Consider the following 23179-nt stretch of genomic DNA (forward strand, 5'->3'; position numbering starts at 1 on the left):
GACAATGGCCGGTAACACGAAGGAGAAGAATGCGACTTCAAGCCAGAAGGACAGTCCTAAACATAACAAGGATGTAAACGCTTCCGGCGAAAAGTCAGGCGCCAAGGCAGCGACGGGCCTTGCCGCAGCCGCGGCCAAAACGAAATCCGTCAAGGAAATGATGAAGGAAACGAAGTTATCCAATCCCGTTAAATCCGTAGGGATGAAGCTATTCCTGATCATTTTTATCAGCATTATTGCATGCGTGCTGACGGTAGGACTCATAGCCTATAGCGAAGCGCGTTCCATCGTCGAAAAGAAGGTATCCGACGCCAGCCTTCAGACGGTGAATCAAGTGGCCGAAAATCTCGACATCATCTACAAAACTTACGAGGACTTGACGCTGCAAATTTTGGTGGACAAGGACTTCCATACCATTGTAGGCACGATCGCATCGAATCAAGACGATTATTCGCGCTTCGAAGCGACGCGCAAGCTTAGCGAAAAGTTGCAGGCTTTTACCATCGGGAACAACACCATTAAGGGCATTATGCTGCTTCCGCTGAGGGACAAGCTTCAAGCCGTCACTTCCGGCGCCTCTCAGACTAGCCGTGCAGAGATCGTTATGGCGCAAAGCTGGTTCCAGGAGACGATTGAGCTTAATGGCCGCGTCAACTGGATTGAGCCAAATGCCGAAGGATTATCGATGGGAACGGATCAGAGCACGTTTGGCATCGCCCGTCTGCTTAAGGACAGCACTTCCAGCGAAGCCTCTTATATTCTGTTGCTGGAAATGGATGTAAACACGATCAGCAATCGTTATAAGGACGTATCGCTTGGCGACGGCAGCGAGATCACCATTATCGACGGCAACGGCAAATATGTCATCGCAAATGACATAGCTTTAATTGGACAAGATTCCAAAGTTCAGCTTCCATCCGGCGAAGCCGGGGCTAACGGAGCACGGAAGTTGACGACAACGGACGGGCTGGAAGTGCTGGCCGTGTACAAGTCATTCCAGGCAATGGACTGGAGGCTGGTTGGAAGCATTCCTGTCGAAATGCTCGTGAAGGATGCAAAAGCCATTCGTACGCTGACCTGGATTACGGTAGGCGCAGCCGCTATTATCGCTATTGCAATCGGCATTCTTGTCCTTTATTCGATCGCGACCCCGCTTGTGCGGCTCCGTAATCTGATGGTGGAGGGCGCTGGCGGCAATCTGACGGTACGTTCGACTATAAAGGGGCGGCGGGATGAGATCGGAGGCTTAAGCGACAGCTTCAACAGCATGATGGCGCAGATTACGGATCTTGCTCTCCAGACGACGGCATCCGCGGAACAAGTGTTGTTAACGGCTTCCGACTTGACCGGAGCGTCTAAAAAAACTTCAATATCTGCCCGCGAGATAGCCGTCGCTACCGAGGAGATCGCAGGCGGAGCAACCAGCTTGGCCGTAGAAGCGGAGCGCGGCAACGATCTGACGAGCAACATGAACGAACAGGTGCAGAAGGTGATCGAGGCCAATCAGGAGATGTCGGCATCTGCAGCGCTTGTGGAGAAGGCCAGCGGACAAGGGACGGCCTATATGGGAATGTTGATCGAGAAGACGGGACTCACGGAAGAAATGACCCGTTCGATGGTAGAGAAGGTCGACAAGCTGAAGGAAAGCACTGGCTCCATCGTCAAGATTCTGGACGTTCTCAACAATTTGACGAAACAAACGAATATTTTATCGTTGAACGCGACTATCGAGGCAGCCCGAGCGGGAGCGGCGGGGAAAGGTTTTATGGTCGTCGCGGACGAGATCCGCAAGCTGGCGGATCAATCTCGTCAATCGATCGACGTGGTTGCCCAGATCACGGCCAAAATTTCCGGAGAAATTGAAGAGACCGTCCTGGTGTTATCGGATGCATACCCGCTTTTCCAGGAGCAAATCAGTTCCGTTAAGGAAGCCAATGAAATCTTCCTCACTGTACAATCGCAAATGGGCAACTTCGTCCATCGATTAGATGGCGTGACGTCATCCATCGAAGAACTGAACCAGTCACAGTCGGTATTGGCAATTGCGATGACCAATGTCAGCGCCGTTGCGGAGGAAGCCTCGGCAACATCAGAAGAAGTTGCTTCTCTCAGCAGCGAACAGCTATCCATCAGCGAAGGACTTGTCCAATTGTCCGAGAAGCTGGATTCCGTGTCCAGAGGCTTAAAGGAATCTCTCAATAAATTTAAAATTTAACAGATTCGACTCACTGGTTTCCCGCAAATTGCGGGAAACTTTTTTTAACTTCAAAAGCAATCGCTTAGCTTCGTTTGCGTTCCATCTTCAATGTCGAATAGGCTTCATGGCCTACTCATGATCAAAAGCGGACTTTTTGAACCTGCTCTATTATTTATTAGGCTGCAGTGGTCGATAAGTAATAGATAGGATTAAGATGCTGGGTACATATCACTAGGTCGTGTCTGAAAACCCGCTCAGGGGCGTCTTTCACCGCCTTTCCGCCCCCTGCTTCGTCACTTTTGCTTGACGTACCCCGGTACGCCTTCACAAAAGTTCCTTGCATGGAACGAAAATTCGGCAAAATCTGCTCCCCTCGGAGTATTCAGACACGCCCTGGAATCAAAACTAACGAAGGCGGTGCAAAGCTTCATGTCAGACTTGAACAAAAATCATTCGGGCAAACAAAAAAAAGATAATGAGCGGTTAAAGGACGTATCCGGGAAAGACACTCCCGGCGGTTCTCTTGCTGGAATGGCAAAATCCTGGGGAGCCGGCTTAAAGGATGTAAAGCTAAAAAATCCGGTTAAATCCGTAGGACTCAAACTTCTCTTGATTATTTCCGCAAGCATTATTGCTTGCGTAGCCATTGTCGGCATGTTGTCATATAACCAAGCGAAGAAGCTTGTAGAGCAGAACGTCTCCGAAGCGAGCCTGCAGACGATTAAGCAGGTTTCGAATAACTTGAACACGGTACTGCAGAACTACTCCGAATTGTCTATGCAAATTTTGATCGATAAGGAAATTAAGGATGACTTGCAGGCATACTCGTCTAAGGGCGACGATTTCGAATCGTTAATGGCCGGCCGCGAGGCCGCAGACCGGGTGACTGCTCTCATTATGGGCAACAATACGATTTCCGGTGCGGCTCTTGTTCCGGCCAATGCGGGCCTGAACCCGATCACGGCGGGCCTTGCGGATAGCGTGCTGCTTGGAAGCGCCCGAGATAAGGAATGGTTCCAGCAAGTCATTGAACTCGATGGGCGCGATATGTGGATTGCTCCGCAAGCAACTGGCATTGCTGCCGCTAAGGATGCATCGTCGATAGCTTTGGCGCGCCTTATTAAAAATGTTGGCCAGGCCAGCGAAATGTTCGTGCTTGTCATTGAAATTCCAATAGAAAATATTGTAAACCGATACCGGGACGTCGACCTGGGCAACGGAAGCCAGCTGTTTATTGTGAGCAATGACAACGAATACATCGCACATAGCGATAAATCGTTAATCGGTCAACCTGCAGCCGTTACGCTGCCTGCCGATTCCGAGTCCGGCCGTCCAACGCTCAAGAGCTCGGAAGGCGATCAGTTGCTGGCCGCCTACCAAACTTTCAATAACGTGAATTGGAAGCTCGTCGGCACGATTCCGGTAGAGGAGCTTGCCAAGCAAGCAGGCGGAATCCGAACCCTGACAATCTGGATGGTCGTGTTGGGCGCGTTTATTGCGGTAGCGATCGGTCTGGTAGTTATTGCGACAGTCGCCAAACCGCTCGTTCGCCTGCGCAACTTGATGGTTGAAGGCGCTAGAGGCAACTTGACCGTACGTTCGAAAACAGGCAATCGTCGAGACGAAATCGGTGAGTTGTCGAACAGCTTTAATGATATGATGACGCAGATTCAAGCACTGGCGCTGCAAACGACGAGGTCGGCTGCAGAAGTGCTGTCAACCGCTTCGGAGTTGACGGAAGCCTCCAAACAAACCTCGATCGCCGCCAAGGAGATTGCGGTTGCCACAGAAGAGATTGCAAACGGTGCGACGAGCCTGGCCGTGGAAGCGGAGAAGGGCAGCGATCTGACGATTCATATGAACGGACAGATGAAGGAAGTCATTACCGCCAATGAAGAGATGTCCAGCTCGGCGCTCGAAGTAGAGAAAGCGAGTCAGCAAGGGACCACTTATATGGGCGTACTGATCGAGAAAACCGGTACAACGGAAGAGATGACGCGTTCCATGGTCGAGAAGGTGGACGCGCTCAAGGAAAGTACGGGCTCGATCGTGAAAATTTTGGATGTGCTAAACAATTTGACGAAGCAGACGAATATCTTGTCCCTTAACGCAACGATTGAAGCTGCGAGAGCCGGAGCGGCGGGCAAAGGTTTTATGGTCGTAGCGGACGAAATTCGTAAGCTTGCGGATCAATCCCGTCAATCGATCGATGTCGTAGCGCAAATTACAGCCAAAATTCAAGGCGAGATTGAAGAGACGGTTTCCGTATTGTCCGAAGCATACCCGCTGTTCCAAGAGCAGATTTCATCCGTTAAGGAAGCCAATGCGATTTTCCTGCAAGTAGAAGCGCAAATGGGAGAATTCTCCGGGAAGCTGGAGCAGGCCACGAATGCGGTAAGCGAACTGGAGAAATCGCAGGACATCATGTCGGATGCGATGACAAGCGTCAGCGCCGTAGCGGAGCAGTCGTCCGCAACTTCGGAGGAAGTAGCATCGCTAAGCAGCGAGCAACTGTCGATCAGCGAAAGCCTGGTCCGCCTGTCGGACAAGCTGGATTCTGTATCGCGAGAGCTCAAGGAATCCTTGTCGAAGTTCAAGATGGATTGAGAAATCCTTTATCGAGGCCTCTCAGTGATGAGCGACCGCGTTTAGAGGTAGGATTTATCGCCAAATAGAATTTCGTCTTCGAGTTCTCGAAAACCTATAAATTCTATTGTGGTAAAAGACCCAATCATAAAGTTAGCCCAGGTACCCCCGAGCAGCCGCTCGGGGGTATTGTTATCGTGCGGGGTTTGAGAGGTCGGCCGGGGTGGAACACTGTCAGCTAGGAGGTGCTGATGTTGCACTTGAAGCGGCTGGTTCTTACGGGACTCTGTATGAGCATCCTGTTTATCGTATTGTTAGGCCGATTGGCATGGCTGCAGTTAATGCCTGGGCAGCACGGAAACGCGCCTGTTCACGGGATGATGCATCGGGACAGCTGGAAACGGATGGCTGTCGTCCAACGGCAGAGAAACTTAATTCTGGATACGGGACGAGGCGACTTTGTTGATCGGTACGGGACCCCGATTACAGGCGAAACGTATGAAACGGTTGCTTTATTCCCCGTCCAGCCGCAAGCCAGAGGAGAAGAGGAGGAGCTTTCGAAATTGGCGAAAGTTCTTGGCGTCGAGCTGAAAGAATTGATCGCCCGATGGGATGCCATGACCGAACCGGATTTCTGGCGTCAGGCTAAGAACTCGGCTCCTTATCGGCTTACAGAAAAACAAAGCAAGGAGATCGGCGCGCTCCAGACGAACGGAGTGAGGGTGCTGCCCTATCGGAATCGTTACCTCGACAGCTTCGACGCCAAACATATTATCGGCTTCACGAGCCAGCATCCGGAGTGGCTGATGCGGGCGCATCCCAACGATTTGAAGGCGGGCAAAAGAACCTTGACGGAGCAAGTTGGCGGCTCCGGTCTGGAGAAATCGTTGGACTCGTTCCTCCATGGTGTCGGCGAGACGTCCGTTTCTTATTTCATCGATGGTAGAAATTCGCCGCTGCATGGACTTGATCTGCGTATGCACGGACCAAAGAACAGCTATTATCCGCTTAAAGCTGTAACGACGATCGATCTGGACCTTCAAAATGAGCTGGAAGCTTACGCCGATGCATCCGGCTTAAAGGAAGGAGCAATCGTCGTGCTGGATGCAGGCAACGCGGATATTGTGGCGATGGTATCCAGACCTAAGCTTCCAGACCGGTTCCAGAGTGCCGATGGGTCAGAATGGATCAATCACGCGTTGAAGGCTGTAGAGCCCGGTTCCATCTACAAGTTGATAACGGCTGCAGCTGCCCTCGACAATGGCGTTGTCCGCAAAGGTGAGATATTTCATTGCGACGGCGAATATGGTAAATATGGCTTGTCATGCTGGAAACACGGCGGTCATGGTGATCTTACGTTGGAGGAAGGACTGGCGCAATCCTGCAACATCGTGTTCGCTACGCTGGCGGAACGGCTTCGAGCGGAGCAGCTGGATCAAGCGGCTGCGGCGCTGGGCGTGAAGGAGCGAATAGGCTGGCATAACGAAAAGAGCCAAGGCATGTTGTCGGCGGCATTCCGTCTGCTTCAAGAGGAGGAGAAGGGGAAATTGTTTGCTGGCGATCTGAAAATGGTGGACGGAGGCATCATGGCACAGAGCGGGATTGGACAGAGGGATGTGAGGGTGACGCCGCTTCAGGCGGCCAACTTGATCGTAACGTTGCTTCACGGGGGAGAAGTGCTTGAGCCGAGACTCGTAAGCGAAATTGATTACGCCGATGGCGGCCGAATGATCGAATTTTCTTCGCGCAGGGATCGGGATTTAGGCGGCGCACGGATTCATCCATCTACCGCAAGGAAGCTGCTGCAAGGCATGGAGTCGGTCGTGGAGCATGGCACGGCTTCGTCCATCAAAGGGGGACGATGGAAAGTAGCGGGGAAAACCGGCACGGCGGAGACGGTGAAGAACGGCGTACAGCTTAATCATCAATGGTTCGCGGGGTATGGGCCGGTAGAGTCGCCGAAGTATGCGATTGCCGTCTTGGCTTCGAATCGGCCTGTGGGCAGCCGACATCTCGCAACGCAATTATTCGGCGGAGCCATGAATATCGCAGCCCGCCATTTGGAAAAGCCAAGTGGCGGGCTGCGATGAGAAAGATAAATGCTGAACGAATCGAAGGAAGCCTATTTGTCGAGCTTCTTTAATCTGTCTACGAAAGGTTCCTTGCTTTTCGTGCGGCTAATGCTCGGTTCTATGTCTTGTGCAGTAGTATCGTCGTCGAATTCGTCCACTGGCGTATGAATCCAGCGATGGAAGTAACCCTGGTCATACAATGACTTGACCAGTATAACAAGAATCGGGGATAAGATGACGCCTGCAAAGCCAAACAGCGAGAGCGAAATGATCATGAACGCCAACATCGTGAACGCGGATACGCCCAGAGAGTCGCCAGTGATTTTTGGCTCCAGTATTTGCCTCGTCAGAATGACGACAAGCAGCAATACAGTCAGCCAGATGGCAAGCGATGTCTGCCCCACGATGAACAAGTAGATGATCCATGGGATAAACAAGGTGCTTACGCCAAGCAGCGGCAGCACGTCGAAGATTGCGGCTACGATTGCGATGACGAACGCGTTTTTGACGCCTAAGGCGATCAAAGCAATCAGAATGACAATAAAGGTGATCGAAATCATTTTGGCCTGTGCCTTTATGTACGATGCAATTCCTTTGAACACATTGTCGCGCAAGAAAAAGAAGGCGTTTTTAAACGTCTTGGGCGTCTTGTCGGAAGCGGTTCTTTTCCAAGATTTAATTTCGATGCTCAGGAAGTAGGCTAAAATGATTCCGACAACGAAATTAAAGATAAAGGACGAGAAGGAAGAAACATAGCCGATAAGGCCTCCCAGAAAAGCCGTGCCGAAGTTTTTCAGCATGTCCGACGCGCCTTGGATAAGATCCTTGGAGCTCTCCTCAATGTTGAAATCAGCAGGCAGCTTATCCAACTGGCCTTCCAATTGAGCCGACAGCTTGCCGATCTGCTCGGTCAAAATTTTCTGGTAGCGGGGGAAGTCCTCAATAAGCGCAGTGCCTTGCTTCGTAATCAGGTATGCGGCGCCCGTAAAAGCGGCCAGGATAAGCAGGGAAAACAGCATGATGGAGATGCCCGATGCAATTGATTTGGGCATTCCCCACTTGTTCAACTTGCGGGCGAGCGGTTCGATCATCAGGAAGATAATGAACGCGAAGATGATCGGGGTCGCGATGGAGTAGAAAAAACTGAACGCGTACATGGTCAGGAAGACGGTTAAGGCGATAAGACCGATGTCGAAGGCGGTTCTCCAATATTTTTTGTAAAAAGGCAGCACAGTATTCCCCACTTTCTTTTGAACGGATTAGGATTTGGTAGTCATTCCATAAAGATTGTACTATAGATTTCTTGAATTGTGCCTATTTTTTGACGAGGTATGATACAATTAGAGGTATTGTTATTGTTCTGAACCGCTACGCACTCATTGACAATTTCATCCAAACGGTGGGGATAACACAATGGAAAACTTATTCTTATGGGGATTCTACGTAATGACGTTCTATGCGTTTCTCCCTGGCCTCATTAGCCGCACATTCGGGTTCCGGGTGTTCAAACGCGGGAGGACGGAGCGAGAGATCGCTCTTACTTTTGACGACGGTCCCGACCCGCAATATACGCCCCAGTTGCTTGATCTTCTAGCGCGATTCGATGCGAAGGCCACTTTTTTCGTCGTGGGTTCGCATGCGGAGCAACACCCCGAACTTCTGCGCAGAATGGAAGCGGAAGGACATATCATCGGCATTCATAATTATGTCCACAAGTCGAATTGGGTTATGCGGCCGCGAACCGTGAAGCGTCAGATCGAACGCACCAACGATATCATCGAGCAGGCAACGGGCAAACGCGCCATCTATTACCGCCCGCCTTGGGGAATCGTAAACGTGTTCGATTATTCCAATCTCGGTTACTTGCATATCATTTTGTGGTCGGCGCTGTTCGGGGATTGGCGCAAGCGGCTTGGTGCCGAACGGCTGAAGAAACGAATGATGAAAAAGCTACGCCCCGGCGAAGTGCTGCTGCTCCACGATTGCGGAAGAACGTTGGGGGCCGACCAGGATGCGCCTCGCAATATGTTAATCGCGCTTGAATCGTATCTGGAGGAAGCCAAAGCGAGAGGTTTTCAATTCGTGGGCATCGACCGCATGATTAAGCTTACGGATGTTCAACGATCTCGGCATCGCTCCATCGTCAAACGTTTCATCATATCGTTATGGCTGATGTGGGAGCAGGCCTTCCATGCGGTGTTCCGGCTTAAGAAGGTTGGAGAAAGCGAAATTCCCGCCTTCCATTACCGAGTGACTAAATATACCGGAGAGCCGGTGACCTTCGCAAATGGCAAAGGGGTAAATAAAGGCGACGATATTGCGGAGATTCATTTTGACAACAAGCTGTTGTCCAGTATTGCCGCAACCTCCAAATCACCGCTTGCGACAGGTCTAAGGCTTATCAGGGAAGTGGAGAACGCTCTGCCCGCGCTAGCGAATCAGCTGGCCGAAGACGCGGCCGCGCAGTCGATCAAAGCCGTATATGGCGTGACGATGATCCATCGTGGCGCAGATCGGTTGGGATTCGAGGTGTTCCAGCTTCCGGAGGGGTGGTTCAAACGTTCCACACAGGTCTATTTGCGACTGCTGATGAAGGTGCTCACCAATACGAAACAATACAAGGCCGGCCGGATCAAGGCGGCAAAAACGGAGATGGTTACGCCTCGCATGTTGTTTATGCCGCTCGAGCGCGTACAGGCTTATGCAACGGTTAGCATGGGCAAGCTGCATGAGGAAGCGGGACGCCTGTCAGAGGCTGTGGAGCGCTCTATCGTCAGTGCGGCGGATGATGCCGCATCGCTGGGAACATAGTGGTTTTAGGGACTAAAGGCTGTTATCCGAGAAGCTCGCTTCTTGGGTAGCAGCTTTTTGTGTTGTTGCGTGGAGTCAGGAAATAGGAACGACAAAAAAGCCTCCACGCATGTTTTACACAATGCGTGGAGGCAGTCTGCTATATTATGGTTGCCAAGCAGCTTACATTTTCATTACGCCGCCAGTGCTGGCGGATGTAACAAGGTGAGCGTAACGCGCGAGGTAGCCGCGTTTGATTTTGAGCTCGAAGCCCGGCCATGCTGCACGGCGCTGCTCGAATTCTTCGTCGCTGATCAGCAGGTCCATCGTCCGGTTGTTCATGTCGATCTCGACGATATCGCCGTCTTGTACGAAAGCGATCGGTCCGCCCTCAGCTGCTTCCGGAGAAGCGTGGCCGATACTGATGCCGCGGGATGCTCCGGAGAAACGGCCGTCCGTAACCAAAGCAACTTTGGCACCGAGTCCCATGCCGACGATCTGCGAAGTAGGAGCAAGCATCTCCGGCATGCCAGGGCCGCCCTTCGGTCCTTCGTAACGGATGATAACGACATGGCCTTCTTTGATTTTGCCGCCAGCGATTCCGGCAAGCGCATCGTCCTGGGAGTCGAAGCAGATGGCAGGGCCTTTGTGATAGCCGCCAACCGACTTGTCGACCGCGCCTGTTTTGATGATTGCGCCGTTCGGAGCCAGGTTGCCGAACAATACGGCCAGACCGCCGCGTTCGGTATGCGGATTATCGATGGGACGGATTACGTCGTGATTCTGAATGTCGCAGCCCTCTACGTTTTCGCGAAGCGTCTTGCCCGTTACGGTCATGCAATCGCCGTGAAGCGCGCCTTCCTTTTTGAGCAGCTCGTTCAGAACGGCGCTCACGCCGCCGGCATTGTGCACGTCCTCGATGTGCCAGTCGGAAGCTGGCGCGATCTTGGCCAGATGCGGCACACGCTCGGCAACTTCGTTAATGCGCTCGATCGGGTATTCGATGCCGGCCTCGTGCGCGATCGCCAACGTATGAAGCACGGTATTCGTGGAGCCGCCCATCGCCATGTCCACAGCGAACATGTTGTCGATCGCTTCCTTCGTGACGATGTCGCGAGGCTTAAGGTTCATCTCGATCAGCTTCATGAGCTGGCGAGCGGATTCCTTGACGAATTCTTTGCGCTCAGGCGATACGGCAAGAATCGTGCCGTTGCCCGGCATTGCAAGACCCATTGCTTCTGCAAGGCAGTTCATGGAGTTGGCCGTGAACATGCCGGAGCAGGAACCGCAGGTCGGACAGCCGTATTGCTCAAGCTCGAGCAATTGATCGTCGTTGATCTTGCCCGCTTGGTGCGCGCCTACGCCCTCGAATACGCTGGAAAGGGAGATGGAACGGCCATCGGACGTCTTGCCGGCCTTCATGGGACCGCCGCTGACCATAACCGTCGGGATATTGACACGTAGAGCGCCCAGCATCATGCCTGGAGTAATCTTGTCGCAGTTCGGGATGCACACCATGCCGTCGAACCAGTGGGCGTTTACGACCGTCTCGACGGAATCCGCGATGATCTCGCGGCTTGCGAGGGAGTAACGCATGCCGATATGGCCCATTGCGATGCCGTCGTCGACGCCGATCGTATTAAATTCGAACGGAACGCCGCCGGCTTCGCGGATCGCTTCCTTGACCAGCTTGCCGAATTCCTGCAAGTGGACATGGCCTGGAACGATGTCGATATAGGAGTTGCACACCGCGATGAACGGTTTGCCGAAATCTTCGTCTTTAACGCCTGCAGCGCGGAGTAGGCTGCGGTGAGGTGCGCGGTCGAAGCCTTTTGTAATCATGTCAGAACGCATTCTTTTGGCCGCCATAATAATGAGTACCCCCTTTAATATTGGCGAGGACGCTGCTCGCGCCTCGAAATAAAACGATAACTTTTATAAAATATCAATAGCTACTATTTTATCATAACGGACAAGCATTGGCTACAAGCATGGCAGAATGTCCAAGGTTCATAATAAAACATTAAGAATGGCTTAAACTTGCTGAAGTTTCGCTGAGGTCGATAGTTTTCCGCCGAGGCATGCGGTATAGTGAATGGCAAAGGGACTACTCGTAATTTAATAAGGAGGATGAATCTGGTGGAAAGACGCGTATTAATCGTAGACGATGAACGCGAGATCGCGGAGTTGATCGAAATTTACCTTCGTAATGAGGGCTTTCAGACTGCTATCGCAGGCGATGGCGAACAGGCGCTGGAGATGTACGAGCGCGACCCGTTCGATCTCGTCGTGTTGGATATTATGATGCCTAGAATGGACGGACTCGAATTATGCCGCAAGCTGCGCAAGGATCAGAACGTACCCATCCTTATGGTGAGCGCGAAGACGCAGGATATGGACAAAATCATGGGGCTGATGACAGGGGCGGACGACTACATGGCGAAACCGTTTAACCCCATGGAACTCATTGCTCGCGTACGCTCGCTCCTGCGTCGCTCGTACCAATACAGCAAGCCCGAAGGCGGAGCAGGATCTGGCCGCGATGTCAGCAAGGAGCTTCGCCTGGGACAGCTCAGAATCGATAAGCTAAGCCATACGGCGGATGTGGACGGCAGGTCGCTGCAGTTGACCTCGACCGAGTTCGGCATCCTTTATCTTCTCGCCAGCCAACCGGGCAGAGTGTTCAGCGCGGAGGATATTTTCCAGCAAGTATGGAAGGAAAAGTATTTCGAGTCCAACAACACCGTCATGGTTCATATCAGCAAGCTGAGGGATAAGCTGGAGAAGGAGCTCGGCGAAAAGCTGATTGTGACGGTATGGGGGGTCGGCTACAAAATTGAAGGATAATTTCGCTGCGCGCCTGATGTGGCGCTCTGTGCTCAATCTCATTGCGAGCGCGGTGCTCGCGTTGATCTGCTTGTCGCTCCTGTTCGCCGTCACGTTGTTCTTAACCAACACATTGCCCGGCCTGGGTTTCGTAAGAGCCGTGGGAGAAGCTTTTGTCAACGGTACGGGATCGATTGGCATGATTTTTTTGTGGGGCGTATTATTCCTGATCTGGTTCTTGGCGCTGCAATGGTTCCTGTTCGCGCCGCTGGGCAAAGTTAACGATGCCATTACGAGAGTGGCCGACGGACAGCTCGATCTTAATCACCAAATTCCGGTTCGATCCGGCGTGTTCGGAATATTGGCGGGGAACGTCAATCGATTGTCGCATCGGCTGCAGCTTGCCCTGGACGAGGAACGCCGCGCGGAGCAGACGAAAAACGAGCTTATCACGAATGTATCCCATGACCTCCGCACGCCGCTCACCTCCGTGGTCGGCTACCTGGGTCTAATCGAGCAGGATGGTTACAGGGATGAAGTGGAGCTTCGGCATTATGTCAGCATCGCGTACGACAAGTCGCAGCGCCTGCATGAGCTGATTAACGATTTGTTCGAATACACGCGTATGCGGCACGACACGATCGCGCTCAAGACATCCCCTATCAATCTTGTCGAGATGCTCGGCGAATTGCTCGTACAGTACCGCGTTCCGCTGCAGGAAGCGGGCATGGAGAGCGGGATGAAAAGCGCCGAGACGACGATCATGGTTCAGGCGGACGCGGCCAAATTGGTGCGCGTCTTTGAGAACCTGATCTCCAACGCCATGACGTACGGCAAGGAGGGGAAACGCGTGGACGTCGTCGTGCGATCCGGGCAGGGCCAGTCGGTCGTTGCCGAGGTGGTGAACTACGGAGAAGCGATTCCGGCCGTGGATCTGCCTTATCTGTTCGAACGGTTCTACCGGGGCGACAAGTCGCGTACGCAATGGTCCGGCGGCTCGGGGCTCGGACTGGCGATCTCGAAAAGCATTATAGAGAAACACGGCGGCATGATTGATGTCGTGAGCAATTCCGAATACACTTCATTCCGGGTTACTTTACCCAAAATTTAAACAGGATTTAAGAATTTTTTATGATTCGCTTTCGGTCTCTTTAAGTTTGTCGGTCTATACTTCTATCTATAGACAAGATCGAAGGGAGAACGATGACCGACATGAGATACGAAACGAGACGCAGGAGCGGCGGCGGAATATGGCAGATTGCAGTGATGGCCGCTATCGCTGCAGCCATATATATGGGATATCAGAAATTGCAAGGCGGGGTAAGCGCGGATCAGCTGAATGTAAATGCCGCTTCGGCGATCCTGATCGATGCAATGACAGGAGAAGTGATGTATGCCAAAAACGCCGATACGCCGATGGCGCCCGCGAGCATGTCCAAGATGATGACGGAAATCCTCGTTCTGGACGGCATTCATGGAGGAACGCTCAAATGGCAGGATCCCGTCACGGCAAGCCTTTATGCAGCGCAGGTGCCCGGGGCGAGATTGGGGCTCAATCACGGCGACGTCACAACCGTTCGGGAGCTGTTCGACGCGATGACGATCTATTCGGCAAATGATGCCGCTGTCGCCCTCGCAGAGCATGTCGGCGGTTCGGAAACGGCGTTTACGGAGCTGATGAACGATCGGGCCGCGCGAATCGGCTTGTCCGAAGAAGCTGTATTTGGCAACGCCTCCGGCCTTAGCCTATCCGATATTTCGCATTTGGAGGGGGCTGCGGCTGAGAGGGATACGATGCTTACGGCACACGATACCGCAAAACTTGCAGGATATTTGATCGGCAAATATCCGGAGGTGCTTGAGGTGACAAGTCGCCGGAGCGTCAAGGTGCCGACGAAGGGACAGACATTCGCCGCAACGAATTGGATGCTGGAGGATCAGCCTTACGCTTATCCCGGCAATGACGGTCTAAAGACGGGTTATACGCCTGTCGCGGGTTATTGCTTTACAGGGACTGCGAAACGGGATGGCAAGAGACTCATTTCCGTCGTTATGGGAGCCTCGAGCAAAGAGGAAAGATTTACGGAAACGATTGCGTTGTACGATTTGGGCTTCGGTTCTTCGGGTAGAGGAATTCAGGCGGCTAGCGGGAAATGATGGTTGTTAATTATTCGTCGATCCGAGTCTATCCTTTAGAGAAGACTCGGATTTTTTGTCGTTTGGACGGCACGAAGGTGCTGCGGAAGGATCGTGTGATGAACGGTATCGCGGCAAAACCGATTTCGTGAAATCCGATGTTGCACGATTCAATCATTAAGGTTATTATGGAGTTATTAAGTCCATTATCGTAACTGCTTTGTGTCAGCCTTCGTAATGAGGTTGATGCATTGTTTTGGTTAAATAAAGGACATTAAAGATCTATAATAGATCCTATGAGGAGGGGAATCAATATGTACTATGATGTTGCGATTATCGGAGGAGGACCTGCGGGGCTTAACGCCGCTCTGGTGTTGGGCAGAGCCAGAAGGAGCGTCGCGCTTATCGACAACGACAAACCGAGGAACGCCGTGACTCAGTCTTCCCACGGCTTTATTACCAGAGACGGCATCAAGCCTGCAGAGTTCAGGCGGATTGCGTACGAAGAGGTGCTCCGTTACCCATCGGTTCAACATTGGAAGGACGAAGCGGTCGATATTAAAAGAACGACGGATGGTTTCGACGTTCGCACGGTCACGGGCGAAACCTTGCAGGCGCGCAGAATCATACTTGCGTTGGGACTTAGAGAGGAGCTTCCCGCGATCGAGGGGCTAAAGGAGTTGTATGGCAAAAGCTTGTTCGTATGTCCGTTCTGCGACGGCTGGGAGCTGAGAGATACTCCGCTTGTCCTACTGTCGGATCTGCCCGCAGCGTTCCATGCGGCCAAGCTGCTGCTGAATTGGAGCAAGGATATCGTTGTCTGCACGAACGGGGGCGACAATCTGTCGGAGGAGCAGCGTCGGGTTCTCGTTTCCCGGGGCATCAGGATCGTGGACACGCCGGTAAGCCGTTTGGAAGGGCATGAAGGTAAGCTGAAGCGGGTTTATTTCGCCGACGGCACGTTTATCGAGAGGAGCGGCGGCTTTATCGGTCCGGCCCAACTGCCCAATGAGCGATTCGAGGAGGCGTTAGGCTACGAGATGAATTCGTCGGGAGCCATTCGGACAGACGAGATGGGAAGGACGGCTGTTCCAGGCGTGTATGCGGCCGGCGATTCGGCCTACGTCATGCCTTCTCAATTGATTTTGGCCGCGGCTTCGGGGAGCAAGGCTGCCATGGCAGTCATGTCGGATTGGCTGGAAGAAGAATGGCGGGAAGCGTAATCGCGTCGGCTTTTCTTAACATTGCGCCAATTCCGCAGAGACTTGACCGTTCTTCGACAATCGTCACTCCTTTGGAATAATTGACCGCGAAAACGTTGACGCTATAGGGAGGCCAGTCTATACTGATTTCAAGATGAATACAGGTATAGATCCGGATGGGAGTGGCGTTCGTTGAACGAAAGCAATGGAAGACGTTATGCTCTGATGAAGGAGCTGGACGATATATTCCGCGAGGTGCGGAAGCTCATCATCGCGGAGTGGAATCGGCACAACGTGCATGGGCTTAATATGACGCATGGCCGGATGCTCATTATTTTGTCCGAGACGGGGGCGATTCGTTCTTCCGAGCTTGCCGAGAGACTATCCATCACCAACGGAGGCGTGACGGGAATCGCGGACAGACTCATCGATCTCGGGTTCGTGAAGCGCGAGCGGAGTGAGCGGGACAGGCGTGCAGTGCAGCTTATGCTGACAGAGCAAGGCAAAGCGGTCGTCGGCGAGATGATGAAAACTCGGGAGCGGGTCATGATGAAGTTGTTCCATAATTTGAGCGAAGAGTCGATGACCGCGGGCATCGAACTGTTTCGACAAATGAGCGTGAACATGGCGGAAGCGCAAGAGTAATTGGACGCCGAATGTTATCAAATTTATGACGAACAGGAAAGATCGTTTACGTAACCGGCTGCCACTCGCAGCTGGTTTGCTTGTTGTATAGGAAATTATGCGACTCCCCAGACGGCAGGAAGCGCGCAAATCGAGCGGAAGCTCGGGTTGATTACCCTCTAGGAGTGTGAGCAGAAGATGAATAACAAAGCGGAAAGATTGAAGAAGGTATCCCCCAAGCTGCCTCAGGCGCCTGCGGAAATCGCCCATCGCGTGCCGCCGGGCCAGACGGTGACGGAACGGTTCCCTATCCTACACGAAGGAGACGTGCCGGAATACGATCTGGCGTCCTGGAAGCTTCGCGTGTTCGGCGAAGTGGAACAGGAGAAGACGTTCTCCTTCGACGAACTCCTCGCTTTGCCGCAGACCAAAGTGCATTGCGACATCCATTGCGTCACGCGTTGGTCGAAGCTGGATACGGACTGGGAAGGGATCAAGTTCTCCGAATTGCTGCCGCTGCTGGGAGCGAAGCCGGAAGCCCGCTACGTCATGATTCATGCGGACGAAGATTACGAGACGAATATTCCGCTTGCGGATCTGCTTCGCGAAGACGTTATTCTGGCGCACTGCTTCGACGGCGAGCCGCTGACGGACAAACATGGCTGGCCGATGCGGCTCGTCGTACCTCATCTCTACTTCTGGAAAAGCGCCAAGTGGGTTACCGGCATCGAATTTATGAAGGAGGACCGTCCCGGCTTCTGGGAGCAGAACGGCTTCCATAATTATGCCGATCCCTTTAAGGAAGAGCGGTTCTCCAGCGAAGAATTTCACATGCCAGAGGATGAATGGCTGAAGGAGGAGTTTGATTAATATGTATTTGCCGATGTACGAGGCGGAGCAAGCTTTATGAGCAATGATCCGGCGCCAAGCTTCGGCCTGTTCAAGCGCGAATGGATGAACAGCGAGCTGCATCCGCTAGTCTATGCGTACTACTACAAGCAATGGGCGGACTACTCCATGGATTATCATACGCATGACTCCATCGAGATCATGTACGTCATTACTGGCGAGTGCCGAATCGAGACGGATTCGGCGCCCGCGTATTCTTCATCTTCCCACACGCTTAGAAGAAGCGACTTCATCGTACTGGATGCCAACGTTCCTCACCGACTCATCGTGGACGATCGCGGGCCGTGCCGGATGCTCAACATCGAGTTTACGATGCAGGAGAAGGCCACAGGTCTGCCCTCGCTCCGAACGCTGGCAAACGAGGATCCTCTCCTGGCGGAGCTGACGGAAGAGAAGTCGCCGGTGCTCGTGCTGCGGGACAATGACGAGCTGTATCCGCTGCTCAAAAGTCTTGTGCTGGAGTTGGATGCCGGCGAGCGGAGGCGGGAGATGCGGACGGGGCTGCTGTTCGCTCAGTTGTTCGTAACCTTGGCCCACATTCGCAAGGAATCGCTAAAGGTCGAAGAAAATCCGATCCATCATTATGTGAAAGCGGCCGTTCATTACATTCATCACAATTACGATCGCGATATACAAGTAAAAGACATCGCCGCTTCCGTCAATCTGCATCCCGGATACTTGCACCGCATTTTTCGGGAAGGCACGGGCGAGACGGTGACGGCTTACCTCAATGAAGTCCGAATGGCCAAAGCGAAAATGCTTCTGGGTCAGACGGATATTCCCGTCGCCGATATTTGCGATTATGTCGGGGTGGGGAGCCGGCCATACTTCCATGCCATGTTCAAAAAACATACCGGCATGACGCCGATCGCTTATCGGAATTCCTTGCAAACCCAAAAGTATTCCATCGAATAAGTGACGATTTCTAACACCTCTTCCGCGAGCTCGTCAGGATATTGATAACGGTTTCTTCTTTGTGTTGCTACAATAGGGATGAGAAACACATACCCAGTTGTCAACCATTAGAGAAGGAGTTGATTTTATGTCTTCTTTCAAAATTACATTCATCGGTGCGGGTTCGATCGGATTTACGAGAGGGTTGTTGCGCGACCTGCTGTCGGTGCCGGAGTTCGCGAATACGGAAGTAGCGTTTACGGACATTAACGAACATAACTTGCGCATGGTGACGGAATTATGCCAGCGCGATATCGACGAAAACGGTCTGTCCATCCGAATTCAGGCGACCACTGATCGCCGGGAAGCGCTGCAAGGAGCCAAATACGTGATCTGTACGATTCGCGCCGGCGGTTTGGAGGCATTTGCGACGGATATCGATATCCCGCTAAAGTATTGCGTCGATCAATGTGTCGGAGATACGTTAAGCGCGGGAGGCATCATGTACGGTCAACGCGGCATTGCCGCGATGCTGGACATCTGCCGTGATATTCGGGAATGCGCGTCAGAGGACGTGCTTCTGCTCAATTACGCCAACCCTATGGCGATGCTAACTTGGGCATGCAACAAGTACGGCGGCGTTCGCACGATCGGCCTGTGCCACGGCGTGCAGGGCGGACACTGGCAAATCGCGACGGCTTTCGGGCTCCAGAAGAAGGAAGTGGATATTATCTGCGCCGGCATTAACCATCAGACTTGGTACATCTCCATCAAGCATAAGGGGGAGGACTTGACCGGCAGGTTGCTGGAAGCATTCGAGAACCACGAGGATTTCAGCCGAACGGAAAAAGTGCGTATCGACATGCTGCGCCGCTTTGGGTACTACAGTACGGAATCCAATGGACATCTGAGCGAATACGTGCCATGGTACCGGAAACGTCCGGAGGAGATCGGAGATTGGATCGACCTCGGTTCGTGGATCAACGGGGAGACCGGCGGTTACTTGCGAGTAAGCACGGAAGGGCGCAACTGGTTCGAGACGGACTTCCCGAACTGGATGAAGGAGCCCGCTTACGAGTACAAAGGCGAGAAACGCGGCGAAGAGCACGGCAGCTACATCATCGAAAGCCTGGAGACGGGGCGGGTGTATCGAGGCCACTTCAACGTCGTCAACAACGGCGTCATCTCCAATCTGCCGGATGATGCCATTATCGAGGCGCCGGGTTACGTGGATCGCAACGGCATCTCCATGCCGCATGTCGGAGAGCTGCCGCTAGGCCCTGCCGCGGTTTGCAACGTGAGCATCTCCGTGCAGCGATTAGCTGTGGAGGCGGCGGTGAGCGGCGACGATCAATTGTTGCGCCAGGCGTTTATGATGGACCCTCTGGTAGGAGCGGTATGCAACCCCAAGGAAATCTGGCAGATGGTCGACGAGATGCTGGTAGCGGGAGAACAGTGGCTGCCGCAATACGGCGACGCCATCCATGCGGCCCGAGAGAGGCTGGAGAAGGGACCGCTGCTGCCTACCCGTGATTACAAGGGAGCTGCCCGTCTGAAGGTCAAGACAGTGGAGGAGATGCAGCAGGATCGGGAATCTGCCAATCGCAATGCGGGCGAGTCGGATAAAGGCAAAGATCGGGAAAAGACGGCAACGTCTTCGAATGGCTGAGGGATACAATGCCGCTTGCATTGCGGCTTCAAGAACGCTAAGAGAAAGACCCGGATAAGGCATCCGGGTCTTTACTGTGCCAACAAACGACGACGACAGCCGTTTCGCCCTGGTTGTCAGGCATGGCACATATGGCACATTAAGCTTCGCGAGGCGCGTATTTGAGCTCGATCGGCACAAGTTTGGCGTTTGGGGGACTCCACTTGGGAGGGCCGTATTTTCTCATATATCCGAGCACGTTAAGCGAATCCATTGCCGGCTGTTCTTCATGCATTGTCCGGAACAGCTCCCAGCAAGCGATGACGTCGTTTAAAGCGCGATGGCCGCCGATCAGCGGAATGCCGTAGCGGTCGCACATATCCTTAAGGGTATGCGGGTATACATGTCTTGCTCTGCTGATGGTCAACGTATCGATAAAATCGTTCCGGAACGACCTTCCCGCGATTCTCATCAGGGAATGATGAAGAAAGCTGAGGTCGAACTGGGCGTTATGGGCGATAAGAATATGATCGCCAAGCATCCGGTTCAGGATGCGGAACGCGGTATCCTCGTCCATGCCGCATGCCGTCATGTCGTCCGTAATGCCGGTAAGCTCCGTAATTTTGGGAGACAGCTTGCCGTCGTACTGCACCAGCGTGCTAAACTCTCCGGCGACGACTCCGTTTACGACACGGATCGCCGCCATCTCGATGACGCGGTCGTTTTTGGGATCGAGCCCGCTCGTCTCGAAGTCGAATACCGTAAAGCTAAGCTGTTGAATGGCTTTCATTGGAATCACCGCCTTCTCGGTACTGAGAACCGAACTTTTTGAACACGTACTTTATGTATTCTACATCAGACAGGAATTCCCTCCCTCAGAAGCGGATTCCTGCCAGGGAAGCTTTGTGGCGAGCGTAGAATCGGGGATAGGCGGAATTCTGTTTTTGGATAGAATTGGACTTCCCATCCCGACCCGATATGATAAACTAATCGTATTGGCAATACAACGGAGATACGTGTTGAGCGACGAGGGGGAACGTCAGATGGCATTGCGGCATTTGTGGAATACGATGAAAGACATGGCGAAGGGAGAGGGCATACCGCCGGAGAGACGGCTTGGCAAGGATGCCGTAACCGCTCTGCTGATTCATAGCTGCTTTCAGTTCGGGGCTTCTATGTCGGGTTTATTTTTGAACTTGTATCTGTGGCGCTTGACCCAGGATCTCAAAGTTAATGCGCTGTACAACCTCATTGTGTTCGCGATTACCCCAATAGCTTTTGCGGCGGGCGGCTTGATCGCGAAAAAACGCGATCGGATGGTGACGTATCGAGTCGGCATCGTAATGATCGCGTTGTTTTATTTGATGGTTATTCTGGCGCAGGAGCAAGTCCCGCAATATTATGTCTGGTTCGCATTGTTCAACGGGATCGCTTCGGGATTCTATTGGACGGGTTATCTCGTTCTACAATACGATGTGTCGACGGAGGCGAACCGGATTCGGTTTTTGGCGATGAACATGGTCATGTTCAATGGCGCGGGGCTGCTGGGACCGGCGCTTGCTGGATTCGTCATTCAGCGGAATGACGGATTGCAAGGGTATATAACGATCTTTACGATCGCATTTGTCATGTTCGTCATAGCCGCCGTTGTCAGCTTTCGAATCCCCATGGTGGAAACCCATCACAAGGTTTATTATCTAAAATTAATGGGGCTCGTCATGCACCGTAACCGACGCTGGCTGAAGGCGCTGTACAGCTTTTTCATACTGGGCCTGTTCCAGGGGCTTATGCTGTTCTTGCCCAATATTATGTTGTTCCAGGCGGTGGGACGGGAGGACTGGGTCGGATATCTCGGGGTTTTCTTCTCCTCGCTGACTGTCGCTACGGGGTATGTTATCTCGCGCAAGGCGCAGAAGGAGAACGTCAGACAATACGTATTCCTGTCCACGACAGGCGTAGTGGCAGGTTCCGGACTGCTCCTCTTCGGCGTGGAATTGTGGTCCGTCGTCCTGTTTATGATCCTGTTCTCGATCTGCAATCCGCTTGCCATCAATACGCTGACTTCTTATTACTACAGGCTGATCGGCACGCTTCCGCTCAAAGGACAGCTTCGTATCGAATCCGTCGTTATGCGGGAGTTGTTCTTGAATGTAGGCAGGGTGCTGTCGATCACGCTGCTGGTGCTGTGGGCCACCGATCTGGAGTCTGCGATTATGCCCGTCATCTTGTTCATCATGGCCGTCCTGCAATATATATTGGTGTTCCTCATCAGGGAGAAGGGGCAGGATGTGGAGAAAGCGGAGCAATAAAGGAAATTAATCGCGCTTCCGGTATTGGCTCGGAGTAAGACCGGTCAGCCGCTTGAATACCGTATTAAAGGAATGAATGTCCTTGTAGCCGACAGCTTCGGCAATATGCTGAATCTTGTCCGACGTTCGCAGCAAAAGCTCCGAGCTTCGGCGAACCCGGACGGACTGCCAATATTTGAACCAGCTTTGGCCGGTGTGCTGGTGGAATAACCGCTGCAAGTGTCGCGCGCTGAAGCCGCTTAAGTGGGCGAGATGTGATAAGGTCAGCTCTTGCTCGCAATTATTGCGAAGATAATGCAGAAGATCCTGGAAAGCCGCTTCCTTGGGCAGCGACTGGTCGGTCTTCTCGCTCTCACTCATGGAACGGTGTAGCTCGACGACGAGCTGGAATAGCAGCGCATGCAGCATATCTTCACAGCCTGGCGCGGGTGTCGAATACTGCTCGAACATAGACTGAAACAGCCGCTCGAAGCGGTCGTTCCGATCCCGGACGCTGTAATTGCCTAGGAGGCCATCTCTCATGCGCCACAGGAAATCCACGGTCTGCTTTTCCGAGGCGAAGGCGATTAGCTTGGGCATCAAGCTGTGGGAGAAAAGGCAGTTGATGACAACCAGCTTCTGTCCCGAGGTGGATTTCGGACGGAAGACGTGAGAGATGCCGATAGGCAAGTAGAACAGCTCCCCCTTGCGGACCTTCTGCACCGATTCTCCGATATGATGAAAGCCCTCTCCCTCCACGATATACGCAATTTCCAGAAAATCATGATCATGGAACGGACCAACAAAGTTTTCGTCGTTCCGATTTACATGTATCAGCTCGTCTTGCTTAAAGAAGTAGTTGCCCCGTAACGTTTCTGTCGTTTTTTTCATGAAAACTCCCTCCAGCTTCCTGCAAAAAAATGTCCGTTTTACCCATTCATTATGTCCATTATACCTATAATCGAAAGTAATTGCTCTCTTATAATAAGAACTATATTACGGTGCAG

Annotated in this window: 17 protein-coding genes; 13 read left to right on the plus strand and 4 right to left on the minus strand. The window is 52.7% G+C overall.

All coding sequences use genetic code 11. The annotated features are described in order from the left end of the window. Positions 1–4 precede the first annotated feature (4 nt). From H7F31_RS15260 to H7F31_RS15270, 3 genes are all read left to right on the plus strand, one after another. On the plus strand, positions 5–2215 hold the full coding sequence (locus H7F31_RS15260; protein ID WP_261800427.1) for a methyl-accepting chemotaxis protein: 2211 nt from the start codon (positions 5–7) through the stop codon (positions 2213–2215). Between the two features lie 411 nt (positions 2216–2626). Continuing rightward, positions 2627–4804, plus strand: coding sequence for a methyl-accepting chemotaxis protein (locus tag H7F31_RS15265; protein ID WP_261800428.1), 2178 nt, complete (start codon positions 2627–2629; stop codon positions 4802–4804). A 230-nt stretch (positions 4805–5034) separates the two neighbouring features. After that, on the plus strand, positions 5035–6873 hold the full coding sequence (locus tag H7F31_RS15270; protein WP_261800429.1) for a peptidoglycan D,D-transpeptidase FtsI family protein: 1839 nt from the start codon (positions 5035–5037) through the stop codon (positions 6871–6873). A gap of 32 nt (positions 6874–6905) precedes the next feature. On the opposite strand, the gene ytvI is transcribed toward H7F31_RS15270, so the two are convergent. Next, on the minus strand, positions 6906–8087 hold the full coding sequence (ytvI, locus tag H7F31_RS15275; protein ID WP_187104882.1) for a sporulation integral membrane protein YtvI: 1182 nt from the start codon (positions 8085–8087) through the stop codon (positions 6906–6908). 181 nt (positions 8088–8268) lie between these two features. On the opposite strand from ytvI, the gene H7F31_RS15280 reads away from it, so the two are divergent. Then, the gene (locus tag H7F31_RS15280; RefSeq protein ID WP_187104883.1) at positions 8269–9666 is read left to right on the plus strand and encodes a polysaccharide deacetylase family protein; all 1398 of its coding nucleotides are present in this window, start codon (positions 8269–8271) and stop codon (positions 9664–9666) included. A 162-nt stretch (positions 9667–9828) separates the two neighbouring features. On the opposite strand, the gene ilvD is transcribed toward H7F31_RS15280, so the two are convergent. Continuing rightward, positions 9829–11514 carry a dihydroxy-acid dehydratase gene (gene ilvD, locus H7F31_RS15285; protein WP_087566444.1) on the minus strand — a complete coding sequence of 562 codons (1686 nt, stop codon included), beginning with the start codon at positions 11512–11514 and terminating at the stop codon, positions 9829–9831. 261 nt (positions 11515–11775) lie between these two features. On the opposite strand from ilvD, the gene H7F31_RS15290 reads away from it, so the two are divergent. The 8 genes from H7F31_RS15290 to H7F31_RS15325 all read left to right on the plus strand — a co-directional run bounded on the left by H7F31_RS15290 (position 11776) and on the right by H7F31_RS15325 (position 19905). Further along, a complete protein-coding gene (locus tag H7F31_RS15290; RefSeq protein ID WP_187104884.1) occupies positions 11776–12492 on the plus strand; it encodes a response regulator transcription factor in 717 nt (238 codons plus the stop codon). Then, positions 12482–13582 (plus strand): sensor histidine kinase, encoded by a 1101-nt coding sequence (locus tag H7F31_RS15295; RefSeq protein ID WP_261800430.1) that lies wholly within the window; start codon positions 12482–12484, stop codon positions 13580–13582. The genes H7F31_RS15290 and H7F31_RS15295 overlap by 11 nt, the downstream gene beginning before the upstream one ends. 101 nt (positions 13583–13683) lie before the next feature. Continuing rightward, a complete protein-coding gene (locus H7F31_RS15300; protein ID WP_187104885.1) occupies positions 13684–14628 on the plus strand; it encodes a D-alanyl-D-alanine carboxypeptidase family protein in 945 nt (314 codons plus the stop codon). A gap of 293 nt (positions 14629–14921) precedes the next feature. Then, the gene (locus tag H7F31_RS15305; RefSeq protein ID WP_187104886.1) at positions 14922–15830 is read left to right on the plus strand and encodes an NAD(P)/FAD-dependent oxidoreductase; all 909 of its coding nucleotides are present in this window, start codon (positions 14922–14924) and stop codon (positions 15828–15830) included. 171 nt (positions 15831–16001) lie between these two features. Continuing rightward, entirely contained in the window at positions 16002–16454 is a 453-nt protein-coding gene (locus tag H7F31_RS15310; protein WP_087566436.1) for a MarR family winged helix-turn-helix transcriptional regulator, read from the plus strand. Between the two features lie 177 nt (positions 16455–16631). After that, on the plus strand, positions 16632–17303 hold the full coding sequence (locus tag H7F31_RS15315) for a sulfite oxidase-like oxidoreductase (RefSeq protein ID WP_187104887.1): 672 nt from the start codon (positions 16632–16634) through the stop codon (positions 17301–17303). A 36-nt stretch (positions 17304–17339) separates the two neighbouring features. Continuing rightward, on the plus strand, positions 17340–18257 hold the full coding sequence (locus tag H7F31_RS15320; protein ID WP_315970566.1) for an AraC family transcriptional regulator: 918 nt from the start codon (positions 17340–17342) through the stop codon (positions 18255–18257). Positions 18258–18384: 127 nt separating this feature from the next. Continuing rightward, the gene (locus H7F31_RS15325) at positions 18385–19905 is read left to right on the plus strand and encodes an alpha-glucosidase/alpha-galactosidase (RefSeq protein ID WP_187104888.1); all 1521 of its coding nucleotides are present in this window, start codon (positions 18385–18387) and stop codon (positions 19903–19905) included. A 139-nt stretch (positions 19906–20044) separates the two neighbouring features. On the opposite strand, the gene H7F31_RS15330 is transcribed toward H7F31_RS15325, so the two are convergent. After that, positions 20045–20674 carry a 3'-5' exonuclease gene (locus H7F31_RS15330; protein WP_187104889.1) on the minus strand — a complete coding sequence of 210 codons (630 nt, stop codon included), beginning with the start codon at positions 20672–20674 and terminating at the stop codon, positions 20045–20047. A gap of 253 nt (positions 20675–20927) precedes the next feature. Here H7F31_RS15330 and H7F31_RS15335 point away from each other — a divergent pair, with 253 nt between their 5' ends. Next, positions 20928–22193 carry an MFS transporter gene (locus H7F31_RS15335; RefSeq protein ID WP_187104890.1) on the plus strand — a complete coding sequence of 422 codons (1266 nt, stop codon included), beginning with the start codon at positions 20928–20930 and terminating at the stop codon, positions 22191–22193. 6 nt (positions 22194–22199) lie between these two features. On the opposite strand, the gene H7F31_RS15340 is transcribed toward H7F31_RS15335, so the two are convergent. After that, on the minus strand, positions 22200–23063 hold the full coding sequence (locus H7F31_RS15340) for a helix-turn-helix domain-containing protein (protein ID WP_187104891.1): 864 nt from the start codon (positions 23061–23063) through the stop codon (positions 22200–22202). Between the last annotated feature and the right edge of the window lie 116 nt (positions 23064–23179).

It is taken from the genome of Paenibacillus sp. PAMC21692 (assembly GCF_014303795.1).
Taxonomy (GTDB): Bacteria; Bacillota; Bacilli; order Paenibacillales; family Paenibacillaceae; genus Pristimantibacillus; species Pristimantibacillus agaridevorans.